A 24,632-nucleotide genomic window follows, 5' to 3' on the forward strand; every position below is an offset into this window, starting at 1 on the left:
CAATGACACGACTTAACGCACTCTCATCATCCACCGCGACACTGTCTCGTTGGCGCCATTCTATGGTGGCCCTCATTGCCTGTGCGCTCTTTTTTTTCTCAGCCGCCAGTCAGGCGGCACAAGCCGTTGCCACCGTATCGAAAAACATTGTTGGCGTAAATGAAGTCTTTCAATTGCAAGTCAGCATTGATGATAACGTCAGCACGAATGCGCTGGATCTATCGCCGCTGAGTAACGACTTCAATGTCGGCTCACCCCAAGTGAGCAGTGGTCAAAACATCATTAATGGTGTGATCTCCCGTAGCACATCATGGCGAGTTGCCATTGCGGCAAAAGCGGTGGGCGAACTTATTATTCCGAGCTTTCAGATCGGTGCGACATCGACCGATCCCATCACTATCACCGTGATGAAATCGGCCAATGCAGAGGCTGCCACTGACACGAAACCTAACATCGCCCTGTCTGCGACATTAGAAAAAGACAGTGCCTATGTAGGAGAAACGTTGCGTTACTCGGTCAGATTACGTATTGGTGAACAAATGAGCCAAGCGTCATTACAGCCACCGTCTGGTGATGGGTTGGATGTGAAACAGCAAGGCGATGACAGTCAGTTTGAGACTGTCATTAATGGCCGCCGCTATCTGGTGATTACACGTGATTACCAGATCACGCCGACCAAAAGCGGCGACATTTTGCTGCGAGGAGCCACTTTTACGGGAGCTATCGTGAAAGGTAACCGTGGATTTGGCTCTACACTGCGCCTGCCGTTTGAAGAGCAAGCTGACAATCTATCCCTCACCATTAAAGGCAAACCGGCTAGCTACAAAGGGCTTTGGTTGCCAACAGAAGATCTGCAACTGGCACAAACCTGGGATCCTGAATCAACCGAAATTAAAGTCGGTGAACCCATTACACGAACCCTGACACTGCGCATTAAAAATGCCGAACAAAGCACATTACCGAATATCACCCTCACCTACCCAAGTGCAGTGCGGGTCTATGATGAAAAACCAGTGTATGGCAGCGAAGGGGATTACACGACGATGACCCTTAAGCAAGTTATCATTCCGCGTGCGGAGGGTGAATTAACCCTACCGGCTTTGGCCATTAATTGGTGGGATACCACCACAGATAAGCCCCAAACCAGCAAGGTAGACGGCTTAACCCTTAATGTGCAACCGGGTGATACGCATTCATCACTCATGGTGGCACCGCCATCCAATGGGAACGCCCCCGTTGATCTTGCGGAAAAAAATACACCTCAGCCAACGGCAATCACGCCGCAGGAAGAGCAAACTTCCGGTGTTTGGCCTTGGGTTTGTGGCGTACTGGCCGTGTTATGGGCGATTTTTACCGCCTTGTGGTGGCATGAACGTACCAAGCGACTGGCCTTAACCCGTGCGCTTGCACATTATGCAACGCCAACACTGCGCACATTGCCAGACACCGATCCCCTTCAAGGGATGATAAACGCGGTTGCGGAGAATCAGACCATTTTACTGCAGACCTATTTTCAGCAGTGGATGAAACAAAACCCTTCGCACCCTGATAGCGAAAATCTCCATATCCTAATTGAAAAGCAGATGAAAGCTCGGTATGGGATGCAAGGTGATAACGCCAATGCAGAAGACATCACGGCGTTGCAGCAGCAACTTCAGTCACTAAAAAAGCGTGATCCTTCCACCAGCACCAAGCAAAAAAGCGCTCTCGAACCGCTTGTTCCATAAGCGTTTTAAATGGTTACGATAAATAAAAGGCCCACTTTTTGTGGGCTTTTTTAACAAAACTTTTCACCAAAAAAGTGCCTTATTAACAACTTTTTCTGCGCTTTCTCTTTAACAGCAATACTTTCAGAAAATAGCGATATGGAATGTAAAAAAAACGTTTCTTAAAAGTTCATTAAATCAATAGTGGAAATGTGCCGAAATTCCTGTTACAAAATGTGACGAATACAAAATTAAATGCTTCACAACATAAATATAAAATATGCAGGATGTAACATGAATCAATCACAACCGTTTTTAGCCCGAGTTGCAAATGGTAGCCTCGTGATACAGATACTCATTGGTATTATCGCTGGTGTCTTCCTTGCAATCTTTTCACCCGCTTCAGCCATCAAAGTCGGCTTCCTTGGCAGTCTTTTTGTTGGCGCACTGAAAGCGGTCGCACCTATCCTCGTCTTTATCTTGGTAGCTTCTTCTATCGCCAACCAGAAAAAAGGCACTCATACCAACATGAAACCCATTATTGTGCTGTATCTGTTTGGTACATTAATGGCATCTTTCACTGCGGTAACAATGAGTTTTCTTTTTCCAACCACTTTAACTCTTGTGACTGGCGCGACCAATGCAACACCACCGGAAGGGATCAGCGAGGTGCTTAACACCTTGCTATTCCAAATCGTGGACAACCCTGTTCATGCATTAATGAACGGTAACTTCATCGGTATTTTGGCATGGGCTATCGCATTGGGTTTTGCGCTACACCAAGCCAGTGATGCAACGAAGCAAGTGTTCCATGACATGTCGAACGGTATCACGCTGATCGTGCGTTTTGTCATTCGTTTAGCGCCTATCGGTATCTTCGGTCTGGTGTCACACACCTTTGCTGAAACCGGTTTTGATGCCCTGCTTGGTTACCTGCACCTTCTAGGGGTACTGTTGGGTTCAATGGCCATTATCGCGTTCATCGTTAACCCGATCATCGTGTATGTGAAGACGAAAGAAAATCCTTACCCATTGGTACTACGCTGTATTCGTGAAAGTGGCATTACAGCTTTCTTCACACGCAGTTCAGCGGCTAACATTCCGGTCAACATGCAGCTATGTAAAGATCTCGACTTGCATGAAGATACTTACTCGGTTTCTATCCCACTGGGCGCAACCATCAACATGGCGGGTGCCGCAATTACCATCACAGTGCTGACACTGGCGGCGGTACACACTATGGGAATCGAAGTCGATATGGCAACCGCCGTTCTGCTAAGTGTGGTTGCCGCAGTCTCTGCATGTGGTGCATCCGGTGTGGCGGGTGGCTCACTGTTGTTGATTCCATTGGCCTCTAGCCTATTCGGGATCCCGAATGAAGTGGCGATGCAGGTTGTTGCTGTTGGCTTTATTATCGGTGTGATTCAGGATTCTGCTGAAACTGCACTGAACAGTTCAACCGATGTTATCTTTACGGCTGCAGCTTGTAAGGCCGCAGAGGCAAAGATGCCAGCGGCAGAGAAAGCCGCTAACACTGACGTCGAGGCACGCACTGCGTAATCCAATACGGTAACGGCACAAAACACCAACCGTACAAAACAAAAATCCAGCACCGAGGTGCTGGATTTTTTTATATCTCTTGTTCACATCAATGAACGGATTGATCACTCATTGCGATCAGTATTGTGTCACTTCAAAGCTAGGCACAAACACTTCTACACGACGGTTTTGCGCGCGGCCTTGATCGGTATCATTCGATGCAACAGGCTCAAGTTCACCACGCCCCTGCGCAACAATACGATCTCTTGAAATACCCACTTGCTCTGCCACATAACCCGCAACAACGGCTGCGCGTTCTTCAGACAACTTCTGGTTATACTCGACCGAACCACGACCATCTGTGTGACCAACGACATACAGTTTCGTGTCAGGATATGCCACTAACTGTTTCGCCACAGGTTGCAACAAGGCAATGTCTTCCTGCGTTAGCTTATCGCTATCAAAACCAAACGGCAGAATCGCCCCAACCGCTTCAATAGTGATGACTTCCACTTGCGGTTCTGGCTCTGGCATTGGTTCTGGCTCAGGTTCTACCACGGCAATCGGTGCCGGAGCGCCCCAGTGATACACCAAGCTCAAACCATAGAAGTGCACATCACTTTCACCTGGCAGCTGTGTGTCGCCGACTTGGTTGTAGTATTGATATTCAACACGGGCAGACAAGTCATCATTAAAGAAGTATTCAGCACCGACACCCGCTGTGGCGGCAAGGCCAGAATCATCATCATTCACGACACTGTTATCTGCGTCGTAGACAAAGCCACCGGCTTTTGCGTAGAGATCAAACGAGTTAGACACCTCGTAAGTAAATTTACCCAGTAAGTCGATACCCTGTACTTCAAAGCCATCATTAAGATAGTCGGCTTGTCCTAGATACGTGTAACCCGCTTCAAGACCAAACCATGGGGTCACGTTATAACCGATGAACAGGCCGCCCCCCCAGTCGTCTTTATCCAGATCTTGACCTTTCAATGCCCCATCGACGTTATCGAATGTGGTTCCCCCGACGCGAGCACCTACGTACCACGGATTTTCAGTTCCAGCCTGTACAGCACCCGAGATTAACAGTGCAAGAGGAAGAATTTTGAAGAGTTTTGTCATATTAGTATGTCCCTACTTTTTATTTACCACTACCCATTCATTTGTAGAACACCTTGGTAATTCCGTGTCTTTTTTTTCAACAACAATGACACAAATCACACATTTTACACATAATACACGACAAAAAAGTGATATCAACCAAAACCAATAGCAACATATTGCATATAATATGCATTAGAAATACATCAGAATAATAATCTGCATAGCGCTAGCTTGCTCACAGAAAAACACCATAAAAAGGCAACATAAAAAAAGCCTGCTGAGTCAGCAGGCTTTTTTATCGGGAGGATTGATTGAAGTGACTGTCTGTCACCTCGCCTTCACATTTAATGACGTATAGCTAGCGCTTCCGCAGAAGCATCTTCAATCGCCAAAAACAAGTAATCAACCTGCCCTCTGGGTGAGGTCATCGGGTTAAGAGTAATATTTTGGTACATGAATGGCGCTTGCTGTGTGATCGGCCTGACATTGCGGCACTTAAACAAGTAAGGGCGTTGACGCCATGTGACAAAGCCACGGCAGCCTAAATCAAACACCGGCTTCACTTTTACGGCAAACCATTCCTGAGGAATTTCAGGGAAGAGTTCAAACAGGTTTTTGCCTATCGCTTCATGAGCTTGTTTACCGCTGTGGTGCGTCATGAACCCATTCCACACGTGCACGGTGTAGTCACGATCAATCACCACTAACCCAAGATCAACGTGTTGCACCATGTCCACCATCCAGTGAAACTGCTCAAATTCTGCAGGTAACGACAACATGCAACTACTCCTCATCCATCAAATATGACAACTTGTTATCCAGCAAAGGGAAAGATTCATCCACAAACATCAGTAACAGCTCACACTTAATATTTGAATTTTCAATACCATAGCTCACTTCAAACGTCATAGTTCGACGCCAGTTACTTTCGGTTTTGTCAATCATGTTATCGATGGACATATGTTGCCCTAGCACCACGGGATAACTCTGGAAAAACTTCACTTCCGCTTGCTGCCCTAGCCCTTTAAGAAAAGAGCCCACCAGAATGTTACTCACGTCCATCAACAGCTCAAGTTCGGTATCCACCCCGTCCACTTCGGGGTAATTCATCAAGCGCATAAGATCTGCCACGCTGGAATCACTAAGCAGAACCAATGCTTCTCCGGCAATTCCTTCACCATTAAAGCCTTGGCAAATGCCGGACATACTGCTGTTACTGGCCAGATGACGCAGGGTCATATGCAGTTCACTAACTTCAAACACATTGACATTGGGCAACGGTAAATTCACGAATACATTGAAGTGTCTCGCCAATGAATCCGCCGCGCGTCCAATAGCAACGTTAGCCACTTCAAGGTAGACATCTCGGCGACGTAACACAGGCGTACTCGGGCGCTTGATTTCCCCATCCAATGAAAACACATCGACCGGGGCGATAAGCATTTTCAACAGCGCTCTTAAGTGATCTTTATCAATCGGCTTTTTGAGAAATTCAATCGCACCGAGCGCTTTTACTCGTGCTTGCGCCTGCGGCTGAATATCACCAGAGACCACAATGGTTTTGACGTTAATGCCTTGCTGGCGCATGGCTTCTAGCGTCTGATAACCATCCATTTCAGGCATGGTCAGATCCAAGAACAACAAATCAAAATGGCCTTGCTGAAGATGGTGCAATGCCTGCACCCCGTTTTCCGCAAACGTCACCTCCGGTGCGATAGATGACGGTAACGCCCTCGCCATCTGTTTTCTGGCTAAGGCAGAATCATCACAAATCAAAATCGAGGTAGACATGGTATTTCCCATTCAAATTTATTCACAGACATCGGTATACCCAAGTCACTTTTTAACGAAGAGAACAAAAGTAGCTTGGGTATACAAAACATTGAAAACGAGTCGTTTTTTGCTAAAACCGTATAGTAGCAGCTACTTGTAGCCCGGTCTTGAAATAATCTCTTTCCACTTGGCTTTATTTAGGTTTGCATTGTGATCTTTGCACAGTAAAATCAGCGTATTCTTTACCATCGTTTTATAACTCACTGACACTTTTTATGAATGATCACAGCTTTCCAGCTCATCCCCCGCAGCATTCACTTCGCGTTGGCATTATAGGCGGTGGTATTGCAGGCTCAACGGTTGCCCTTCAATTGGCCGAGCTGGGCATACAAGTCGAACTGTTTGAAGCCGGTACCAGCCTCGTTAATGGCCCCCCTATCTGCCATTTACATGCAGGTGGCAACCTATATCGCGAGATTTCAGATGAACAATGCATCACGCTATTAAAGCAATCTATTGATACTGTTAAAGTGTTCCCACACACGGTGAATATTCGTCCAACGGTGATTGCCGTTCCACAGCATGACAACAGTGATCCAGCGGCGTTATTGCCCCGCCTGAACACGCTCCAGACCATTTATCAGCAATTGGTAAGCGAAGATCCAAGCCAGTGCGTGTTAGGTCAGCCAGCACATTACTATAAGCTGTATGAACGTGACGACATGGAACACTTGGCGCAACAACCTACACCAACCGTGCCGCAGCAACTGGACGATTGGATGATCCCAGTGGCGAAACAGCTGGATCTCGATCGCTTCAAATTTCCGTTCGTTTTAGTACAAGAATTTGGCTGGAGTGTATTCCGTTTAGCGGCAACGGCGCAGCTTGCTCTGTCGCGCTTGCCTAGCTGTACGGTACACACACAAAGCAAAGTGACACACTTACAGCAGGAAGACGATCTGCGTTGGTCCATTGAATACCAAACGCACTCGACGCCTGACGCTGATCACGCCACACACACAACGGATGTGGATTACCTGATCAACGCCTGTGGTTTCCAAACCGGCACCATCGATGATTTGGCGCAGCTAAGTCGCCCTCGCTTAGTGGAGTTTAAAGCCGCGTACGTGACACATTGGGCTGAATGCCAAGGGGTGTGGCCAGAAGTGATTTTCCATGGTGAACGCGGCACACCAGACGGCATGGCACAGCTTACGCCCTACCCTGAGGGGTATTTCCAGCTACACGGCATGACAGAAGACATCACGCTGTTCAAAAAAGGACTCGTGGCGAGCACGACGCACAGTGCACAACCTCAGTTACAAGGTGCCTTTATTCAGAAGATCACACAGGGGTGGCCAAACGACGAAGCCACACTACGTTCGCAACGCGCGATCAATCACATGGCACGTTTTGTGCCCCACTACGCCTCTGCGACCGTGGGTGGAAAACCGCTGTTTGGTGCACAACAGATCCCTGGTGATGATGCTTCGTTACGCGCCGCTGACATTTCCTTTGCAGGCCAACGTTATGCCCGCACTGAAATTGTAAAGGCCTCCTCGGCGTTATCTGCGGCACACAGCATTGTCGAAAAGTTAGTGGAAGAAGGTCTATTCCAGTATCACAATGAGCAACAGCCTGACGCATTATCGTTGCCAGTCACTCGCTCCATTTCATCTCAAGACGTGGAAGACAAAGCCATCGCCCTAGCAGAAGAGCGTCATTACCCTGTCGCGTTGGCAAAGCCGTTGTCTTATCCGCTGGCGTCCTAATCCGACACCGCATCAGAGCGCCATCTAATAGCAGCGAGGCCTTGGTCTCACTGCTATTGCCTATCTGTATGAATAGCCGTTATCGGTAAAAAACCGCTAACCAGATTGTTTCCGTGTCTGGCGCGGTCCAGGATACCCGATGCCGTTGATGGGCGGGAATATTGATATGATCCCCTACGCCCAGTTCGATCTCTCGATAGCCGTCTTCTCGTTCTTCATCAAAGACGATTCGGCCTTGGCCTTGTAGCACCATCACCCACTCATGCTCATCTTGGTCATACCATTCATCGCTTGGCGTGGTATGCCCCTTCGAAACAATCCGCTCAATGCGCATTTGCTGCCCACTGACGATGTCTTCCATTAGCTCTTGCGGTAACACATCGGGGATCATTGCAAATACATTTGCCACCTTGTCGCTTTCCGTCATGTCCATCCCCCCACTTTATCATTGCCCTCATCATGCTTACCCACAGAGAGGCTCACGAATTAGGTCGCGTACAAAAAAGACGAGGGGGTTAACCTCGTCTTTTGGTGTTTATGTAACATGATATCTTGGCGCCTTATTCTGGACGCGGGATCTCAATATCAATTTTGGTATTCAATTCGGCCAACTCTTCTTGCAGTGCTGCTAACTGAGCTTCTGCATCATCGACCGCTTTTAGCTTAGCATCATATTTGTCACAGTCGGCTTGAGAAACCCAATTCCAACTGGTGCCTGACTTAAATTCATCACACGGCTTTTTAAACTCTTTTGCCACACGTTTGGCTTTTTTTACTTCTGCTTCAGCTTTGCTCACTTGTTTTTGCAATAACAGTTGTTGTTGGTACAACGCTTTCGAGTTATCCAACACCACTTTTTGCTTTTCTGCCGTACTGGTGAGTTTCACCACTTGGGTGTCGAGTTTTTTCTTCGTCACAATCATCGTCTTTTGCTCTGTTTTCATTGACGACAATCGCTTTTCATACTCTGCTTTTTGCGCGGCCAATTGCTCATCCAACGTGATTTGTGCCTGAATGATTTTTTCCTGCAAGCGCGTAATTTCAGCCCCAGCCGCTTCATTCAGCTGTTGAAATTTCGACGTTAAGTTGGCATTTTGTGCCTCCAGCACCTCTGTCTCTTTTGCCAACATAGCCAACGCTTCATCGTTTGACTTTTGGGTGACGAAATACCAGCCCGCAGAGGCAACGCCTGCGCCCAGTAGCAGACCGGCAACTAATGATACTTTCCAAGATGTCATATTATTTTCCATTGCATCCTCGTCAATTAAGGATAGATCCTTCCTTAATCCACTCATGCCCAAAAAGGAACGAAAACAAGCGAAGTCAGTGTTATATCAAATTTGCTGCGTAAACAGTAGAACCCGTTGCCTAACTTGTCACATTACTGACATCCGAAGAACATCGGCTTAATGTAAATTCAGCACGAGATCTCCCGGCTTGATCCAACCGGCTTTACGCATCATTTCGGCAAAGAAAAGTGTCAACAACGCTGGCAGTACAAAATGCATCATCAACATAGCAGTATACATGGACGATGTTGACCAACCCGCCGCATCCAACGCGACAAAGGTTTGAATTTGTCCGACAAGCCCTGACGTCCCCATACCCGCCCCTAGTGGGGTGTTTTCCATCGCAAACACAACCGTTGACACTGGCCCTAAAATGGCCGATGTGATGATTGTCGGTAACCAGATTTTGCGATTTTTAAGGATGTTTGGCATTTGTAGCATGGACGTACCCAGCCCTTGCGCCACCAACCCTGCCCAGCGGTTTTCACGAAAACTCATGACGGCAAAGCCCACCATTTGCACACAACAGCCCACTGTTGCGGCACCGGCAGCCAAACCATTCAGACTGAGCATAATGGCAATCGCCGCACTGCTGATCGGCAAAGTTAACGCCATGCCCATTAATACTGCAACGACCATGCCCATCCAAAATGGATGCAGCTGGGTCGCATACATAATCACACCCCCAAGCGAGGTCATCGCATTGCCGATGTACGGCCCGATGAACGTGCCCACGGCGACACCGATAATCACCGTCACGGCTGGTGTTACCAAGATATCGACCTTGGTTTCATTGGCCACCAGCTTACCGCACTCCGTCGCAATCAATGCTGCCACAAACGCGCCAACCGGCCCTCCTAACGCTGCCCCCGCCGCCCCCACGGTCGTCACCGAAAACATCACCAGTGCGGGGGCTTGTAATGCATACGCCACAGCCACACCAATGGCCGGCCCTGTCATTTGCTTCGCTAACGGCCACAGCGTGTCAGTAAAAAGTGGGATCCCAAACTTCATGCCTAAGGTGTTCAATATGGAACCCATCAGCAATGAGGAAAAAAGCCCCAACGCCATATAACTCATGGCGTGGATAAAATATACCCGAGGCGATAACGTGACATTTTTTCGTTTAACGAACGCGACAAAACGAGATTCTGTCCCTGATAAGTGTTGTGACTGCATTAACTACGCTTTTCATTCAGTGAATAGGCGGGAAGGATTTTATCCTATTCGTCACGTTTTTTTCAAAGTGTGATGACACGATTTTTTCACTTGGGCGTTTATACCTCATAGATATAAACATCGCGTACATTCACACAATCAAACTGTCAGCCAGCACGCCCTTGCAACATACGCGGTGAAATCATCACATTCACACCACCCGCAGCATTATCGTGCGTTTACTCATCGCCTTTTTTTCCCGTAGTGTGGCTCGACTTATCGTGACCGAGGAACCACCATGCATCCCCCTTTATTGTCCGCTTCCCGTCTCTCACTGATCGCCGCGACCATCGGTTGGACGCTCAGCCCTTTTGCCAGCCATGCGGATAACGTGTCATTGCCAACGCCTGTAATGAAAGCCACGTCCGTTAACATGACTGACTGGCAAGCAGACAATCATGCCGACATTGCCCACTATTATGCGAGTGAGAAACTCGACGGGATCCGTGCGATCTGGACCGGTAGCGCCCTGCTCACCCGGCAAGGCAAGTCACTCTATGCACCTGCATGGTTTACCGCCTCCCTCCCAAACGATAAAGCCATTGAAGGAGAACTCTGGATTGGGCGTGGGCAATTTCAGCACCTCAGCCAAATCGTGCTCGATAAACAACCGAATGAGGAACAGTGGCGTAAGGTCAAATTCATGCTGTTTGATGCACCCGCGTCCACCGGATCGTTCACGCAACGCCATGCCACACTGTTACAACTCGCTCAACAGATGGATCCGACCATCGTACAGGTGATTGACCAACGCACCCTGAGCCACAACGCGGCGTTGCATCAATGGTTAGCGACCATTGAACGCAATGGCGGTGAAGGCATCATGCTGCACCACAAAGAGAACCCTTATTACCATGGCCGCAGTGCCGGCGTTCTGAAAATAAAGTCCTATCAAGATGATGAGGCGATGGTCACCGGCTATGAACCCGGTAAAGGAAAATATGCTGGCGTAATGGGATCCGTCTGGGTTGTCACCTCTGACAATGTCCGTTTTAAAATTGGCAGTGGGTTTCGGGATCATGATCGCGAACACCCTCCCGTTATTGGCAGCATGATTCAGTACCGCTTTAATGGTTATACCCAACGAGGGATCCCCCGCTTTGCCCGCTATATTCGCCCACGCGCGAGTCCGGATCAGTAAATTCGCCTCGACGCCACACGGGATCTGTGACCTTGAAACCAAATATGCTTTCTCACCTTTCCCGTGGTGTCATTTCCCACGTAAACTTCATTATTCCATCGGGGTAATCGACCACTCGGTATGGTGCTATTTTATGCACTTAGACAGCATTGTTCCGTTATTCATTTCTCGTTCACATTCGTAGCGTTAGACTTAACAGTATGAAGATAAGAAACGTTTTTATTACCACATTTTTAATGATCTTTTGTTTTCTCCCGCACGCTTTTGCCAATGTGAAACTGGAGATAGAGGAAGATCATGACGACGTTATGCAGGCCGTCCAGCAGGGGCTCATTCAGCCCTACTCCGCCCTCCAAGCAGTTGTCAGCAAACAGCTCCACGGACGGATCATTAAAGTCGAATTGGAAGAAGATGATGATATTTGGATTTACGAGCTCAAACTCATTGATCCTAATAACAATATCGTTCGCGTTGAATATGAAGCTAAAACCCTGACCATTCTCGAAATTAAAGGCCGTGGGCTAGAAAATATCATCAAGGTATCGCAATGAAAGTACTTGTCGTAGAAGACGAAATCGTATTGGGTGAACAAATTGTCGCCGGTCTGGAAAATAATGGATGGGTGGCAGAACTGTCTTGCGATGGCATCGATGCCCTGTATCGTGGCACGTCTGAACCTTGGGATGCGATCATATTGGATCTCGGCCTGCCGAAGCTGGATGGATTGACCGTGTTAAAAGGGATCCGTGATGAAAATGTCACATGCCCTGTCATTATCCTCAGCGCGCGCAGTGAACTGACCCAACGGGTTGAGGGACTGAATGCAGGCGCCGATGATTACCTCACTAAACCGTTTCAAATGGTGGAGTTGATGGCTCGCCTGCGCGCGCAAGTCCGTCGTTCAACCGGCAATACGTCACCGGTGATCCAAGCCAGCGGCCTAAGCTTAGATACTCGCAGCTCTAAGGTTTCCTACCAAGGCGACAACGTGGATCTCACCGCGCTCGAATTTAAAGTGCTGTCGTACATGATGCATAACATCGGCAAAGTGATCTCTCGCACTGAACTGGTTGAACACATCTACAAGCAAGATTTTGACCGAGACTCCAACACCATTGAAGTGTTCATTGGCCGCATTCGCCGCAAAATCGGCAGCGATGTGATTCAAACCGTCCGAGGGTTGGGATACCGCATCAATGGCAATTAACGCACCACAGCGTCCTACCTTGCCCAGCCTTCGCAGCCGCTTGCTTCTTGCCGCGGCTGTTTGGCTTTTAGGCACTACCCTCTCGGCTGGCTACCTCGTGCCGTCTTTCATCAAAAGTTATTTGGTGGAACAAGAACAACAGCAACTCTACCTGTATTTGGATGAGCTGACCGCCCTGACAGAAGTCAACAGCAGTGGCAAATTACTCACACCCAGTGCGTTATCTAACCCGCGTTTTCAGCAGCCCTATAGCGGTCTGTACTGGACAATGACCAACCACGAAACGCAATTGCGCTCGCGTTCATTGTGGGATACCCGTATCACAGGCAACGCCAAAAAAGGGTATCGCGGACCCAACAAGCAATCTTTGCTGGTCGTGGAGCGTCAATTCCGCTTACCCGAAGCCGATGAGCCGATAAAGCTCGTCATTGCCGCGAACCAAGATCGCTTATTGGAAACGCTGCAAAAGCTGACCCACAGCCTGTGGCTGATCCTCGCGTTGCTGGCGGGCGGTACCCTATTGCTGATCTGGATACAGATCACCTGGTCACTGTTGCCGCTAAAAGGCCTGCGAAACAAGTTAAAGCAAGTCCGTGATGGCGAACTGTCAGAGCTAACTGGCACCTATCCGGCCGAAATTCGTCCGGTGGTTGACGATCTGAATGCGTTGTTATTCCATTATCAGGAGCTACTCGAACGGGCCCGTCATCATGCAGGTAATTTATCACACGCTCTGAAAACCCCGATTGCGGTACTCAATAATGAAGTGGCCAATCTGTCAATGGATGACAGACGCAAACTCAGCCCGACGTTGCAGCAATTACAACAACATATTGACTACCATTTAGGCCGCGCGCGTATGGCTGGGGCCGCTAACATACTGGCCGCGAAAACCGCACCATCATCACGTGTGGATGCCATTTCAATGGCCATGGATAAAGTGTATGCCCACCGAGGCGTGGTGCTGGTAAATGAACTCGACAGTGATTTGATGGTGGCGGTAGAAAAACGTGACCTCGATGAACTCATCGGTAACGTGATTGAAAATGGCTATAAATGGGCGCACGGGCTGATCCGCGTGCATCAGCACGATGTGGATGCGCAGACACTGTGTATCACCGTGGAAGATGACGGCCCCGGCATCGCGGATGATGATTATGAAAACGTGCTGAAACGGGGAGTACGCCTCGACGAGACCACACCCGGCACCGGATTAGGGTTGAACATTGTTAACGAGCTGGCGCACAGCTATCGCGGTAAACTGATATTAAGCCGAAGCGCCTTAGGCGGCGTCAAAGCTGAGTTACAGTTACCTAAACCGCGGCAATAACCCTACCACGCCAGTGATCTGAGAGGTTCTTCTCGGTTTCCCGTTTCATGTTTACCTGCCCAGCACCTGCTGGGCAGCAACCTACCGTTATACCGGCCAAACTGTAAAATTCACCACCCGTACAATCACCGCGACCACCACGCAGCTCACGCCGAGTCGATACCATTTGTACTCCGCCACGGTCATATCAATACGGCGATAAAACATTCTGACCACACCACCCCAATCTTGGGTGCGACGGCCATACTGTGCAATCCCCATCATGATCATACTAAGGCCGCCCAATAGAAACAGGTATTCTGCAATATTCATGGTGTTCTGCATCATGACAATTTCCCTCTCGTGTCGACTACACTCAACCCTGTCATTCAAACCGATGTACCGGTTGGCTATGGGTCTAATTTACGGCCTTGAATGGCCGACCGCCATTAGACATTGGTAGGAAATCTGACAACAACCTGCAGGCGTCATACCAAACGGATGGAAAACGCGCCCTGAATTGAATGATTCCAATGAAATAGCGGGATAAACCGCAAAGTTTATATCCTTGAGCAGGCGGTTTAGTGTAGAATCCCGCCCCCGGAATTTCTAACGAAGGTATCGAGGCGAAATGCAATTACTCGAATCAAAATTACATAAAATTGACCGTCACAATTACCGTAGCTACTCCATGTTGCGCGGTGAATACCATTTCGTTGACTTCGATTTTTTCATTGATATCACGCAAACAGACCCTGCTGCGCCGGCTTCACGCGTACGTGCTCGCCGTAAATGGTCGTTGACCGATCTTGAGTGGCTAAAAGATCAATCAGCTGACTACCAACGTGCGGCTCGCGATTTTATCGCCCGTCACTTTGCGGATCTTGCTCAACACATTAACGAACTGCAGATTGATCGTCCGGGTCAAGCTGTGATCGATCGTACCGCTGTTGTCTTTGATGACGATGCGCTAGAGCTACGCTTTCGTGTGAATTTGCCGTCTGATGGCCGCACCATCATCGCAAAGAAAACCTCGAATCTACTCACATTCACCATGCCCAAAATCATCCGTCGTGCCACGATTGCACGTGAATTGCCGATGGAAGAACTAAAGCGTCACTGTGAAACCGTCGAAGATCAGGTTGCACTGCGTCGTCAGTTGGCAGAAAAAGGCCTAATGGCGTTTGTGGCCGATGGTAGCATCCTGCCACGTCTATCAGGTGACAGTGAGTTGCCAATGGCTGATGCCATTCCATTCACCAGCCCTGACAGTTTGGCGATTGAGCTAGACGCCCCTCACCGTGGCACCCTCCGTGGTATGGGTATCCCGAAAGGCATTACCATGATTGTGGGTGGTGGCTTCCACGGTAAATCAACGCTGCTTAATGCCATTGAAAATGCCGTGTATGACCACATTCCGGGTGACGGCCGCGAGTACATCGTGACTGACGAAACGGCATCAAAAATCCGTGCTGAAGACGGCCGTTGCGTACATAACGTTGACCTGTCACCGTACATCAGCAACTTGCCGATGGGCAAAGACACCACCATGTTCTCGACGCAAAATGCGTCAGGCTCAACCTCACAAGCCGCTTGGCTGCAAGAGTCACTTGAAGCCGGTGCGCAATCATTGCTGATTGATGAAGATACCTCTGCATCAAACTTCATGGTGCGTGACGAGCGCATGCAATCTCTGATCGCAAAAGCAGACGAGCCTATCACCCCGTTGGTTGACCGTATCGCCCTGCTGCGTGATCAGCTGGATATTTCTGTCCTATTGGTGATGGGCGGTTCGGGTGACTATCTGGATGTTGCAGATACCGTGATCCAAATGCAAAACTACCAAGCCATTGACGTAACAGAAAAAGCGAAAGAAGTTGTTGCTTCGCATCCAACACGTCGTCAGCCAGAAGGGACAACGGTTATTAGCCGTCCGCGTACCCGTAAACTGAACCGTACTGGCCTGAAAACACAGCTTGAAGAAGGCAAATTCCGCATTCAAGTGCGTGATAAAACTTACATGCGTTTCGCACGTGACTACATCAACCTGCAAGCATTGGAGCAGGTAACGGATGCAAGTCAGCTGCACACCATTGGTTGGTTGTGGTTCCAAGTGGCGCAAGGCAAAGGTTGGGAAAAAGCCCCAACAAAAGTCTTCAACCAGATGCTAAATGAACACTGGTTCCGCTCGATGCCACAATATGGCGATCTGGCTAAACCGCGTGTCATTGAAGTGATGGCAGTACTGAACCGTATGCGCAGCGCCGAATTTGAATAAGCAAAAGCTGAATAAGCGGCATAAATCGTGTCGAGTATGAATAATCCCCTCAGTGGCTCATTCGCAACAATGTGCGCTTAAAACGAAAAGCCCTTTTTAGGGCTTTTTTCCTATTTAGCGTTTGCGGTTTAGACCTACCATCAGCATGGTTATTCCCCTCCCCAAAAAAACGCCCTCCGTTCCCGCTAGCAACACCGCTCCCCCTTATTCGTCCATGTGTTTGAAGAATCAATGACCTATGCTCTACACTCAATACTGGGTTGAGTTGGCATACATATTGAGGGCATCATTCATGATTAAATGGACTTCTTTACTCGCAAGCCTGTTATTGGGCAGTGTTAGCGCTCACGCAAAAACTCCCCCCTCGCAACATGCACCGCAATGGCAGCACAGTTTAGAAGTTTATGCGCTTGCACTGAATATTCGGGGGGACAGTACGATTGGGAACATTTCAACCGACATAGACATCGATCCCGCTTTTATCATGGATCATCTCGACATGGGGGCGATGTTACGCTTAGAAGGCATCTACCAAAATCAATGGGGCTACTACCTCGACTATAGCTTCATGGATCTCAGTGGCGATACGGATGCCGTGTTCGATACCGATTTCAATCTACTCAACGGAGACGTAAAAATCCGACAAGGCGTATTAGAAGCCAAAGGGTTTAAGCGTGACCACTATCACTTTGGTTCTATCGACTATATGGCGGGGATACGTTGGTGGGACAATGACATCGACGCCAAACTGTTTACCAGCGGGGGCGTTATCGACATAAGCAAATCGCTCGATGAAAATTGGGTCGACTATGTGGTTGGCGTTCGTTGGATCAATCAGATCAACAAAAATTGGCGTTTCCATGCCAGTCTCGATATCGGCTTAGGCAAAGACACGGACTTCACCAGTTCATTATTAACAGGATTCAATTACCGAATGAACACTTGGTCCGCATTAAATATCGCGTATAAGTCTACCTGGGTTGATTACGATAACGCAGACAATTTCGCTTATGATACTGCGTCGCAAGGCTTTCTGGCTGGCGTGGTCTTTCATTTTTAGGCAGCATTTAAACCGTCACACGACAGATATAAAACAGCAACAGGACAAACCGAGACAAACGCGGAATCGAAAAAAAGGCTGAACGCGCGATGCATTCAGCCTATTATGTTTTACTTACCCGTAAATAGCAGTGCTGTTATTTCTTCGCGGGTGTAAAGCGGTAGAACACGGTCGATAGTGGCGGTAGATCCAAACTGATCGACTGCTTCAAACCGTGACTGACGACCTTTTCGGTTTTCAGCACAGTCTGTACATCGGCCTGACTGCCCCAGTACTGACTGTCATCGGTATTCAGTACCAACTCATAGTCACCAGCAACCGGTACACCCAACTGATACCCTTGACGCGGCACAGGCGTGAAGTTCGAGACTACCAGCACTTTGTCCCCGTTCAACGCAAAGCGTTCATGCGCCAAAATACTGTTATCGGCATCATTTTGTACACGCCACTCAAAGCCCGCCGGATCGCAATCTTGCTCATACAACGCAGGCTCTGCGGTGTACAAATGGTTCAAGTCTTTCACCAATGCCTGCATACCACTGTGACGCGGGTACTGCAACCAATGCCATTCCAACTCCCCTTCATGCGCCCACTCTGCACTTTGTGCAATTTCGGCGCCCATGAAGTTCAGTTTCTTACCTGGCTGGCCGTACATGTAGCCCATGTAAGCACGCAAGTTCGCGGTTTTCTGCCACTCATCACCCGGCATTTTGTTCAGCATCGACCCTTTGCCGTACACCACTTCATCGTGTGAGAGTGATAAGACATAGTTTTCGCTGAAAGCGTAAACCATCGGGAACGTGATGGTGTCATGGTGATATTTACGGTGGACAGACTCTTCTTTAAAGTACGACAAGCTGTCATGCATCCAGCCCATGTTCCATTTAAAGCCAAAGCCGAGCCCGCCCATGTCGGTCGGTTTCGTCACACCAGGGAACGCGGTGGATTCTTCCGCAATGGTCATTGCATTCGGGTAATGATGATAAATTTCTTCATTCACCCAACGTAACAAACTCACGGCATCAAAGTTAACGTTGCCACCTTCGTGGTTCGGTAGCCATTGATCATGCTCGCGGGAATAATCCAAGTACAACATCGATGCCACGGCATCCACACGCAGGCCATCAATGTGGTAATGCTCAAACCAGAACAGCGCATTCGACACCAAGAAACGGCGCACGTGATCGCGGCCATAATCGTAGATGTAGCTCTTCCAGTCCTGATGCCAACCACGACGAGGGTCAGGATCATTAAACAATGCCGTACCATCGAAGTTCGCCAAGCCGTGATCATCTGATGGGAAATGGGCAGGCACCCAATCCAAAATCACGCCAATATTAGCTTGGTGACACTGGTCAACAAAGTATTTGAAATCATCCGGCGAGCCATAACGACTGCTCGGTGCAAACAACCCTATCGGTTGATAACCCCACGAGCCATAAAACGGATGCTCGGCAATCGGCATCAGTTCAACATGGGTGTAACCCATCTCGCTCAAGTAAGGGATCAAGGCATCGGCCAATTCACGGTAGGTGTACAAGTCACCGTTCGGGTGCGTACGCCATGAGCCAGCATGCAACTCATAAAACGACAAGGCTTGCTGGTGTTTCGGCGTGACCGGACGCGTCTGCCATGCGTTATCTTGCCACTGGTATGTAGCAGGGTTATACACTTTAGAGGCAAAAGACGGGTACTGCTCACTGTGGTAGCCCCACGGATCCGCTTTGTGCGGTAAGCCATTGCCGGCGGCATCTTTCAGTTCGAATTTATACAGGGTGCCTTCTTCAAGCTCAGGCACAAACAGTCCCCATACCCCGTCATCCAAACGCTGCATCGAATGACGACGACCATCCCACGCATTGAAATGCCCCACCACACTCACGGCAGACGCATGCGGTGCAAACACCAAAAAGCGGACGCCAGAGACAGGCTGACCATCGCGGTTTAGTGTGATGAGTTGGGCACCCATCTCATTGTACATTTGTGACGGTGTCACCAATGCATCCGCAGAATGAATAAGATGATGAAACTGGTATGGGTCGTAGAAGGTTTCTTCGCCTTGCGGCCAGCTTACAACAAGTTGATACAGCGACGCGGTTAAGTCCATTTCCCCTTCAAGCACGAAGCCACTGTCGGCTTCTCGGCTTAGCGTAAAGCGCTCACCGGATTCAGTAACTGCGTCAATGCTGTCAGCGCCCGGCATATACACACGCAGTGCAATGCCGTTCGACTGAAATTGAGGCCCTAAAAACGAGAATGGGTCTGAAAATGCAGCCCTTTCGAGCTGCATGTATTCCTTATCACTGCGGGTCACGGTTAGTGTGTCCAACGCATTACTCCTGATTACGATTTTTGTGCTGCTTTCTCTCGCGTTTCGGTTAATCCACGAGTTAAATCAACAATATTTTCGCGGGTGAAGATGTCATCTAAGGTGGTCGACAGCTTACGTCGCCAGTTAGGGTATTCATCCACAGTGCCCGGAATGTTGACCGGCATATCCATTTCTAGCCAGTCTTCAAGTTGCAGGCTGAGTAAGGCACTTGAGCTTGCTGCCATGTGTAATTGCATCGCCTCACTCAACTTTCTGTCCATAGGGACATATGCAGCATCATGCCCTATACCTTCAGGAAGATAACCATGCCATGACAAACTATCAAGGATTTTTTGCTTACTTTCCGCGCGGCTATCAAACAATGACTGCAACTGTTCCTTGTTTGGATACAGGCCAAGTTCTTCACCCAACTTCAAATCATCACAGTGCCAGAAGCCACGTAGCGTTGGCATATCATGCGTACACAATGCCGCCATAGACTGGTCTGCATAGTGCTTCGGCGAATAAAAACCACCGTCTTCGGCGGTTTCGAAGAAGAATACTTTGTAGGAATGGATACCCGCTGTCGACAATTTTTCGACAATCTCATCCGGTACCGTTCCCAAATCTTCCCCGATCACCGTACACTGGTGACGGTGACTTTCCAGCGCCAAAATCGCCATCATGTCTTCGACTGGGTAGTACATGTACGCCCCGTTCTTCGCCGAGTCACCCTTTGGAATCCACCATAGACGTAACAGACCTAACACGTGGTCGATACGCAGTGCGCCACAGCTGCGCATATTGGCACGCAACAACTGGACGTACGGTTCATACGCTCGTTCTTTCAGCACTTCAGGGTTAAGCGGTGGCAAGCCCCAGTTTTGACCCAGAGGCCCCAAAATATCAGGCGGCGCACCCACGCTGACATCTTGGCAAAGCGCGCCATGATCCGCCCATGTTTCAGAGCCAGAATCACACACACCCACAGCAAGGTCACGGTACAGCCCCATTGCCATGCCTTTCTCTTGTGCCAGTTCGTTCACTTCTGCCAACTGCGTATCAGCCAGCCACTGCAAGTACATGTAAAGCTGCACTTGCTGCATGTTGTTCTTAATGTATTCTTGAACCGCAACGTTATCAAAGTGACGGTACTGCTCTGGGAATACCGGCCAACCCCACGTTGCCTCATCGTCTTGTTTCAGCTGTGCATGCAGGGCATCAAATGCCGCTTGATGTAACAAGCTTTCACCGCCCTCTTCGACAAACTGCAAGAACGCTTTTGCACGTTCAGTATTGTTCGCCAAGTGACGCTCAGAGAAGGTTTCAAACAACAGCGGCAATACCGCCATTTTCAAGCAAGACACTTCGCTATAATTCACCCAATTCGCATCACGCGCGTCATTTAAACGCTGCTGGAATTCAGGGCTGCCCACTAACTGCTGCGCGGCATCACACTGTGCAAACTCCGTTACTGAGCTCACATCGATGTACATCAGGTTCAACCAACGACGTGAAGATGGGCTGTATGGACTCGCCCCTTCAGGGTTCGCTGGGAATAAAGAGTGGATCGGGTTTAGCCCGACAAAATCACCACCACGCGCCGCCACATCAGCCACCAGCTGCTTCAGATCACCGAAGTCACCGATGCCCCAGTTATGGTTGGTGCGGATAGAATAAAGCTGAACGCTGGTGCCCCACAGTTTCTTATTTTCAAGCAACGCATCTTGCTTATAACAAGACGGTGGTGTGACAATCAACGTCATTTCAAACGGGGATTTACGACGCTTACGGTACACTTCTAGTTTGTGATAACCCCATGCCAGATCATTTGGCAGAGCAAATACAAGGGTGCCACCGGTTTCGCGAGCATCGGACACAAGCTGTGATTGTAACCAGCCTTCCAGCACCTCACCTTGCTCGGTGATTAGGCGCCAGTTGAAATCACTGACACGTGCGCTCAGGCCAAGATGCATTTCAATGTGCATCGGTTCGTTACTGCGGATCACCTTCACCGGTGCCATCACATCAGGACGTAAACGCTTCTGTGCTGATTCTAGCAACGCTTCATCATTTTTTGTGTCGTAGCCCAAAGCCGTCAAAAGACGACGAATGGTTTCGCTGTCTACGCTGGCTTCATCACCCCAAGCACTGACGTAATGATCAGCAATGCCCACCATCTCAGCCACTTGTTTTAGTACTTGATCATCTTTCATCGTTATCTCCGTGAGCGGCCTTGCGGCCGCTACGATGTTAGGGTTGTGTGGATAGCTTTTTATGGTTAATTACAGCGGCAATTAACGGGTTACTGGATCAAGCTTCCAGATGTTGTTAGCGTAATCGCGAATACTACGGTCTGAGCTGAACTTGCTCATCAAGGCTGTATTTAGAATCGCTTTACGTGCCCATGTTTTCTGATCGCGGTATTCAGCGTCGATCTTCTCATGTGTTTTCACGTAATCGGCAAAGTCAGCCAGAACAAGGTATGGGTCACCGCCATCAAGCAGATTCTCACGAATCGCAGAAAGCTGGCCAGGACGACCCGGTGTGAACTCATCCGTATCCAACAAATCTAGCGCTGCACGCAGTACGCTATCCGCATGGTAATAGCGGTAAGGGTCGTAGCCCTCTTGTTTCAGTTGTTGTACTTCATCAACCAATAGGCCGAAGATAAAGATATTCTCGTCGCCCAACTCTTCACGCATTTCTACGTTCGCGCCGTCCATCGTACCGATGGTCAATGCCCCGTTCATGGCGAACTTCATGTTACCGGTACCGGATGCTTCTTTACCGGCAGTCGAGATTTGCTCAGACACATCCGCAGCAGGGAACAAGATTTCAGCCAGGCTTACACGGTAATCCGGTACGAATACCACTTTCAACTTGCCGCCCAAACGTGGGTCATTGTTCACTTTCTCAGCCACTTTGTTGATGGCGAAGATAATGTCTTTAGCCAGTGCGTAACCCGGCGCCGCTTTCGCACCGAAGAAGAACACACGTGGGTGCATATCAAACGTTGGGTCGTTCAACAAGCGGTGGTACAGCGACAGGATGTGCAGCAGGTTCAAGTGCTGACGCTTGTACTCGTGAAGACGTTTGATTTGAATATCAAAGATCGCATTGGTATCCAGCTCGATACCCATGTTGTCTTGTACCCAATTAGCCAAACGCTGCTTGTTCTCTTTCTTCACGGCCATGTAACGCTGTTGGAAATCAGCATCCGTCGCAAACGGTGCAAGATCTGCAATCTTTTCCAAATGCGCAGGCCAATCATCACCCACTTTCTCGCTAATTAGCGCAGATAGACCCGGGTTACAGTATTTGATCCAACGACGTGGCGTGACACCGTTCGTTACGTTGGTCAAACGGCCTGGGAACAACTCGTTAAATTCAGGGAACAAGTCACGCTGAACCAACTCAGAGTGCAGTGCTGCCACACCGTTCACCGCATACGTGCTCACCACACACAGGTTTGCCATGCGCACCATGCGCTGCGGGCCTTCCTGAATGATAGACAGTTTGCGTTTAATGTTTGAGTTACCCGGCCATTTCGCTTCAACCACTTGCATGAAGCGGTGGTTGATTTCAAAAATGATTTCCATGTGACGTGGCAGCATGGCTTGGATTAGCGACTCACTCCACGTTTCCAATGCTTCTGGCAACAAGGTGTGGTTGGTGTAAGCGAAGGTGTTAGACGCAATCTTCCATGCGGCATCCCAGCCTAGCTTGTATTCATCCAACAAAATGCGCATCAATTCAGGGATGGCGATGGTTGGATGGGTATCGTTCAACTGAATGGTTTCCAGCTGCGCCAATTCTTCAATGGTGTTACCGGCCGCATGGTGACGACGCAGAATATCGGCCACTGAACACGCACAATGGAAGTATTGCTGCATCAAACGCAGCGCTTTACCTTGGTCGTGGTTATCATTCGGGTACAACACTTTGGTCACGTTACCGGCTTCTAGTGCTGAGTACTGTGCACCCACGTAGTCACCGTCATTGAAGCGTGCCAAGTTGAATGGCGCCGTTGAACGACATTCCCAAAGGCGTAGCGGGTAAACACTCTTATTGCCGTAACCCACAATCGGTAGATCCCATGCAATACCTTCTACGGTCATTGCCGGTACCCAACGGCGGCATTCAGTGCCGTTTTCATCGGTGTACGCTTCAACATGACCATACAAGTTAACGTGTTGCGTCAGTTCAGGACGAAGGACTTCCCATGGGTAGCCTTCTACACCGCGCCATGCATCCGGCGCTTCTTCTTGGCGACCGTCAGAGAATGACTGACGGAACAGGCCATATTCATAATGCAGGCCGTAACCCACAGCTGGGTACTCTTGTGCTGCTAGCGAGTCCATGAAACACGCCGCCAAACGGCCAAGGCCACCGTTACCCAATGCAGGATCGCGTTCTTCTTCAAGCAGATCGGTTAAGTTCAGCCCCATTTCTTCCATGGCATGTGCGACATCTTCGTACATGCCCATGCTGATCAAGTTGTTGCCCGTTAGACGGCCAATCAAGAATTCCAATGATAGGTAGTTCACACTGCGTGCTTTTTCTTCCGACAGTGCTTTTTCTGTATCCAGTAGATTGCCCGTGGTGATTTCTGCTAGTGCTCGCCCCATGGCAAGGTACCAGCTACGCGGTGTCGCGGTGGCTAATGTGCTGGCGTACGTGGTTGTGAGGTGTTTTTCTACTGCCGCTTTGAAAGCCGCTTTATCGAATTGTTGTGTCTGACCATTCTTAGTCATGGTTCAATCTCGCTCTAGAATTATTTCCAACTGCTGACAATGTTGCCTGTCTTTCGCCGCTGAAACATCCTCCTGACCACAGGAGGATGAGGGATGAGTGAGAGGGGCGTAGTTCCTTCCGCCCCGCCCAATATGTGACCCGCTGCAAATAAATCGGGTGGAGAATCA

At 49.2% G+C, this 24,632-nt stretch carries 19 protein-coding genes; 9 read left to right on the forward strand and 10 right to left on the reverse strand.

All coding sequences use genetic code 11. The features are described 5' to 3' along the window. Positions 1 to 2 precede the first annotated feature (2 nt). Positions 3 to 1,727 (forward strand): BatD family protein, encoded by a 1,725-nt coding sequence (locus tag ACSF8W_RS00800; RefSeq protein ID WP_500844235.1) that lies wholly within the window; start codon positions 3 to 5, stop codon positions 1,725 to 1,727. 273 nt (positions 1,728 to 2,000) lie between these two features. Next, positions 2,001 to 3,266 (forward strand): serine/threonine transporter SstT, encoded by a 1,266-nt coding sequence (gene sstT, locus ACSF8W_RS00805; protein ID WP_500844237.1) that lies wholly within the window; start codon positions 2,001 to 2,003, stop codon positions 3,264 to 3,266. Between the two features lie 117 nt (positions 3,267 to 3,383). Here sstT and ACSF8W_RS00810 read toward each other — a convergent pair whose 3' ends face one another. From ACSF8W_RS00810 to ACSF8W_RS00820, 3 genes are all read right to left on the reverse strand, one after another. Continuing rightward, the gene (locus ACSF8W_RS00810; protein ID WP_500844239.1) at positions 3,384 to 4,367 is read right to left on the reverse strand and encodes an outer membrane beta-barrel protein; all 984 of its coding nucleotides are present in this window, start codon (positions 4,365 to 4,367) and stop codon (positions 3,384 to 3,386) included. A gap of 326 nt (positions 4,368 to 4,693) precedes the next feature. Beyond that, positions 4,694 to 5,128 carry a PAS domain-containing protein gene (locus ACSF8W_RS00815; RefSeq protein ID WP_500844241.1) on the reverse strand — a complete coding sequence of 145 codons (435 nt, stop codon included), beginning with the start codon at positions 5,126 to 5,128 and terminating at the stop codon, positions 4,694 to 4,696. A gap of 4 nt (positions 5,129 to 5,132) precedes the next feature. Then, a complete protein-coding gene (locus tag ACSF8W_RS00820) occupies positions 5,133 to 6,140 on the reverse strand; it encodes a response regulator (protein ID WP_500844243.1) in 1,008 nt (335 codons plus the stop codon). Positions 6,141 to 6,397: 257 nt separating this feature from the next. Between ACSF8W_RS00820 and ACSF8W_RS00825 the strand changes: the two genes are divergently transcribed. Beyond that, positions 6,398 to 7,894, forward strand: coding sequence for an FAD-dependent oxidoreductase (locus tag ACSF8W_RS00825; protein ID WP_500844245.1), 1,497 nt, complete (start codon positions 6,398 to 6,400; stop codon positions 7,892 to 7,894). Between the two features lie 79 nt (positions 7,895 to 7,973). On the opposite strand, the gene ACSF8W_RS00830 is transcribed toward ACSF8W_RS00825, so the two are convergent. The 3 genes from ACSF8W_RS00830 to ACSF8W_RS00840 all read right to left on the reverse strand — a co-directional run bounded on the left by ACSF8W_RS00830 (position 7,974) and on the right by ACSF8W_RS00840 (position 10,362). Then, on the reverse strand, positions 7,974 to 8,327 hold the full coding sequence (locus ACSF8W_RS00830; RefSeq protein WP_500844246.1) for a cupin domain-containing protein: 354 nt from the start codon (positions 8,325 to 8,327) through the stop codon (positions 7,974 to 7,976). Positions 8,328 to 8,454: 127 nt separating this feature from the next. Beyond that, entirely contained in the window at positions 8,455 to 9,132 is a 678-nt protein-coding gene (locus ACSF8W_RS00835; RefSeq protein ID WP_428478795.1) for a chromosome segregation ATPase, read from the reverse strand. A gap of 168 nt (positions 9,133 to 9,300) precedes the next feature. Beyond that, a complete protein-coding gene (locus ACSF8W_RS00840; protein WP_500844249.1) occupies positions 9,301 to 10,362 on the reverse strand; it encodes a PTS sugar transporter subunit IIC in 1,062 nt (353 codons plus the stop codon). Positions 10,363 to 10,639: 277 nt separating this feature from the next. Between ACSF8W_RS00840 and ACSF8W_RS00845 the strand changes: the two genes are divergently transcribed. From ACSF8W_RS00845 to ACSF8W_RS00860, 4 genes are all read left to right on the forward strand, one after another. Beyond that, a complete protein-coding gene (locus tag ACSF8W_RS00845; protein ID WP_500844250.1) occupies positions 10,640 to 11,542 on the forward strand; it encodes a DNA ligase in 903 nt (300 codons plus the stop codon). Positions 11,543 to 11,742: 200 nt separating this feature from the next. Then, positions 11,743 to 12,093: a PepSY domain-containing protein gene (locus ACSF8W_RS00850; RefSeq protein ID WP_500844252.1), complete on the forward strand. Its 351-nt coding sequence runs from the start codon at positions 11,743 to 11,745 to the stop codon at positions 12,091 to 12,093. Next, positions 12,090 to 12,749, forward strand: a complete 660-nt coding sequence (locus ACSF8W_RS00855; RefSeq protein ID WP_428478799.1) for a response regulator transcription factor — start codon at positions 12,090 to 12,092, stop codon at positions 12,747 to 12,749. The genes ACSF8W_RS00850 and ACSF8W_RS00855 overlap by 4 nt, the downstream gene beginning before the upstream one ends. Further along, positions 12,739 to 14,079 (forward strand): ATP-binding protein, encoded by a 1,341-nt coding sequence (locus tag ACSF8W_RS00860; protein ID WP_500844253.1) that lies wholly within the window; start codon positions 12,739 to 12,741, stop codon positions 14,077 to 14,079. Before ACSF8W_RS00855 ends, ACSF8W_RS00860 begins: the two co-directional genes overlap by 11 nt. 87 nt (positions 14,080 to 14,166) lie before the next feature. Here the strand turns inward: ACSF8W_RS00860 and ACSF8W_RS00865 are convergent, their stop codons facing one another. Continuing rightward, on the reverse strand, positions 14,167 to 14,403 hold the full coding sequence (locus ACSF8W_RS00865) for a hypothetical protein (protein WP_500844967.1): 237 nt from the start codon (positions 14,401 to 14,403) through the stop codon (positions 14,167 to 14,169). 286 nt (positions 14,404 to 14,689) lie between these two features. On the opposite strand from ACSF8W_RS00865, the gene ACSF8W_RS00870 reads away from it, so the two are divergent. Both ACSF8W_RS00870 and ACSF8W_RS00875 read left to right on the forward strand, forming a co-directional pair. Beyond that, entirely contained in the window at positions 14,690 to 16,336 is a 1,647-nt protein-coding gene (locus tag ACSF8W_RS00870; RefSeq protein ID WP_500844254.1) for a P-loop domain-containing protein, read from the forward strand. Positions 16,337 to 16,628: 292 nt separating this feature from the next. Next, positions 16,629 to 17,396 carry a hypothetical protein gene (locus ACSF8W_RS00875; protein WP_500844255.1) on the forward strand — a complete coding sequence of 256 codons (768 nt, stop codon included), beginning with the start codon at positions 16,629 to 16,631 and terminating at the stop codon, positions 17,394 to 17,396. Between the two features lie 136 nt (positions 17,397 to 17,532). Here ACSF8W_RS00875 and glgB read toward each other — a convergent pair whose 3' ends face one another. The 3 genes from glgB to ACSF8W_RS00890 all read right to left on the reverse strand — a co-directional run bounded on the left by glgB (position 17,533) and on the right by ACSF8W_RS00890 (position 24,464). Next, a complete protein-coding gene (gene glgB / locus ACSF8W_RS00880) occupies positions 17,533 to 19,686 on the reverse strand; it encodes a 1,4-alpha-glucan branching protein GlgB (RefSeq protein ID WP_500844969.1) in 2,154 nt (717 codons plus the stop codon). A gap of 53 nt (positions 19,687 to 19,739) precedes the next feature. Beyond that, positions 19,740 to 21,923 (reverse strand): 4-alpha-glucanotransferase, encoded by a 2,184-nt coding sequence (gene malQ / locus ACSF8W_RS00885; protein WP_500844256.1) that lies wholly within the window; start codon positions 21,921 to 21,923, stop codon positions 19,740 to 19,742. A gap of 81 nt (positions 21,924 to 22,004) precedes the next feature. Next, entirely contained in the window at positions 22,005 to 24,464 is a 2,460-nt protein-coding gene (locus ACSF8W_RS00890; protein WP_500844258.1) for a glycogen/starch/alpha-glucan phosphorylase, read from the reverse strand. Positions 24,465 to 24,632: the final 168 nt, after the last annotated feature.

It is taken from the genome of Photobacterium sp. 270122K (assembly GCF_059941365.1).

What these genes read in the sequence shown, in the direction of transcription:
- ACSF8W_RS00800 (WP_500844235.1), top strand. Translation starts at nt 3, where the DNA reads ATGACACGACTTAACGCACTCTCATCATCCACCGCGACACTGTCTCGT.
- sstT (WP_500844237.1), top strand. Translation starts at nt 2,001, where the DNA reads ATGAATCAATCACAACCGTTTTTAGCCCGAGTTGCAAATGGTAGCCTC.
- ACSF8W_RS00810 (WP_500844239.1), bottom strand. Translation starts at nt 4,367, where the DNA reads ATGACAAAACTCTTCAAAATTCTTCCTCTTGCACTGTTAATCTCGGGT.
- ACSF8W_RS00815 (WP_500844241.1), bottom strand. Translation starts at nt 5,128, where the DNA reads ATGTTGTCGTTACCTGCAGAATTTGAGCAGTTTCACTGGATGGTGGAC.
- ACSF8W_RS00820 (WP_500844243.1), bottom strand. Translation starts at nt 6,140, where the DNA reads ATGTCTACCTCGATTTTGATTTGTGATGATTCTGCCTTAGCCAGAAAA.
- ACSF8W_RS00825 (WP_500844245.1), top strand. Translation starts at nt 6,398, where the DNA reads ATGAATGATCACAGCTTTCCAGCTCATCCCCCGCAGCATTCACTTCGC.
- ACSF8W_RS00830 (WP_500844246.1), bottom strand. Translation starts at nt 8,327, where the DNA reads ATGGACATGACGGAAAGCGACAAGGTGGCAAATGTATTTGCAATGATC.
- ACSF8W_RS00835 (WP_428478795.1), bottom strand. Translation starts at nt 9,132, where the DNA reads ATGACATCTTGGAAAGTATCATTAGTTGCCGGTCTGCTACTGGGCGCA.
- ACSF8W_RS00840 (WP_500844249.1), bottom strand. Translation starts at nt 10,362, where the DNA reads ATGCAGTCACAACACTTATCAGGGACAGAATCTCGTTTTGTCGCGTTC.
- ACSF8W_RS00845 (WP_500844250.1), top strand. Translation starts at nt 10,640, where the DNA reads ATGCATCCCCCTTTATTGTCCGCTTCCCGTCTCTCACTGATCGCCGCG.
- ACSF8W_RS00850 (WP_500844252.1), top strand. Translation starts at nt 11,743, where the DNA reads ATGAAGATAAGAAACGTTTTTATTACCACATTTTTAATGATCTTTTGT.
- ACSF8W_RS00855 (WP_428478799.1), top strand. Translation starts at nt 12,090, where the DNA reads ATGAAAGTACTTGTCGTAGAAGACGAAATCGTATTGGGTGAACAAATT.
- ACSF8W_RS00860 (WP_500844253.1), top strand. Translation starts at nt 12,739, where the DNA reads ATGGCAATTAACGCACCACAGCGTCCTACCTTGCCCAGCCTTCGCAGC.
- ACSF8W_RS00865 (WP_500844967.1), bottom strand. Translation starts at nt 14,403, where the DNA reads ATGCAGAACACCATGAATATTGCAGAATACCTGTTTCTATTGGGCGGC.
- ACSF8W_RS00870 (WP_500844254.1), top strand. Translation starts at nt 14,690, where the DNA reads ATGCAATTACTCGAATCAAAATTACATAAAATTGACCGTCACAATTAC.
- ACSF8W_RS00875 (WP_500844255.1), top strand. Translation starts at nt 16,629, where the DNA reads ATGATTAAATGGACTTCTTTACTCGCAAGCCTGTTATTGGGCAGTGTT.
- glgB (WP_500844969.1), bottom strand. Translation starts at nt 19,686, where the DNA reads ATGCAGCTCGAAAGGGCTGCATTTTCAGACCCATTCTCGTTTTTAGGG.
- malQ (WP_500844256.1), bottom strand. Translation starts at nt 21,923, where the DNA reads ATGAAAGATGATCAAGTACTAAAACAAGTGGCTGAGATGGTGGGCATT.
- ACSF8W_RS00890 (WP_500844258.1), bottom strand. Translation starts at nt 24,464, where the DNA reads ATGACTAAGAATGGTCAGACACAACAATTCGATAAAGCGGCTTTCAAA.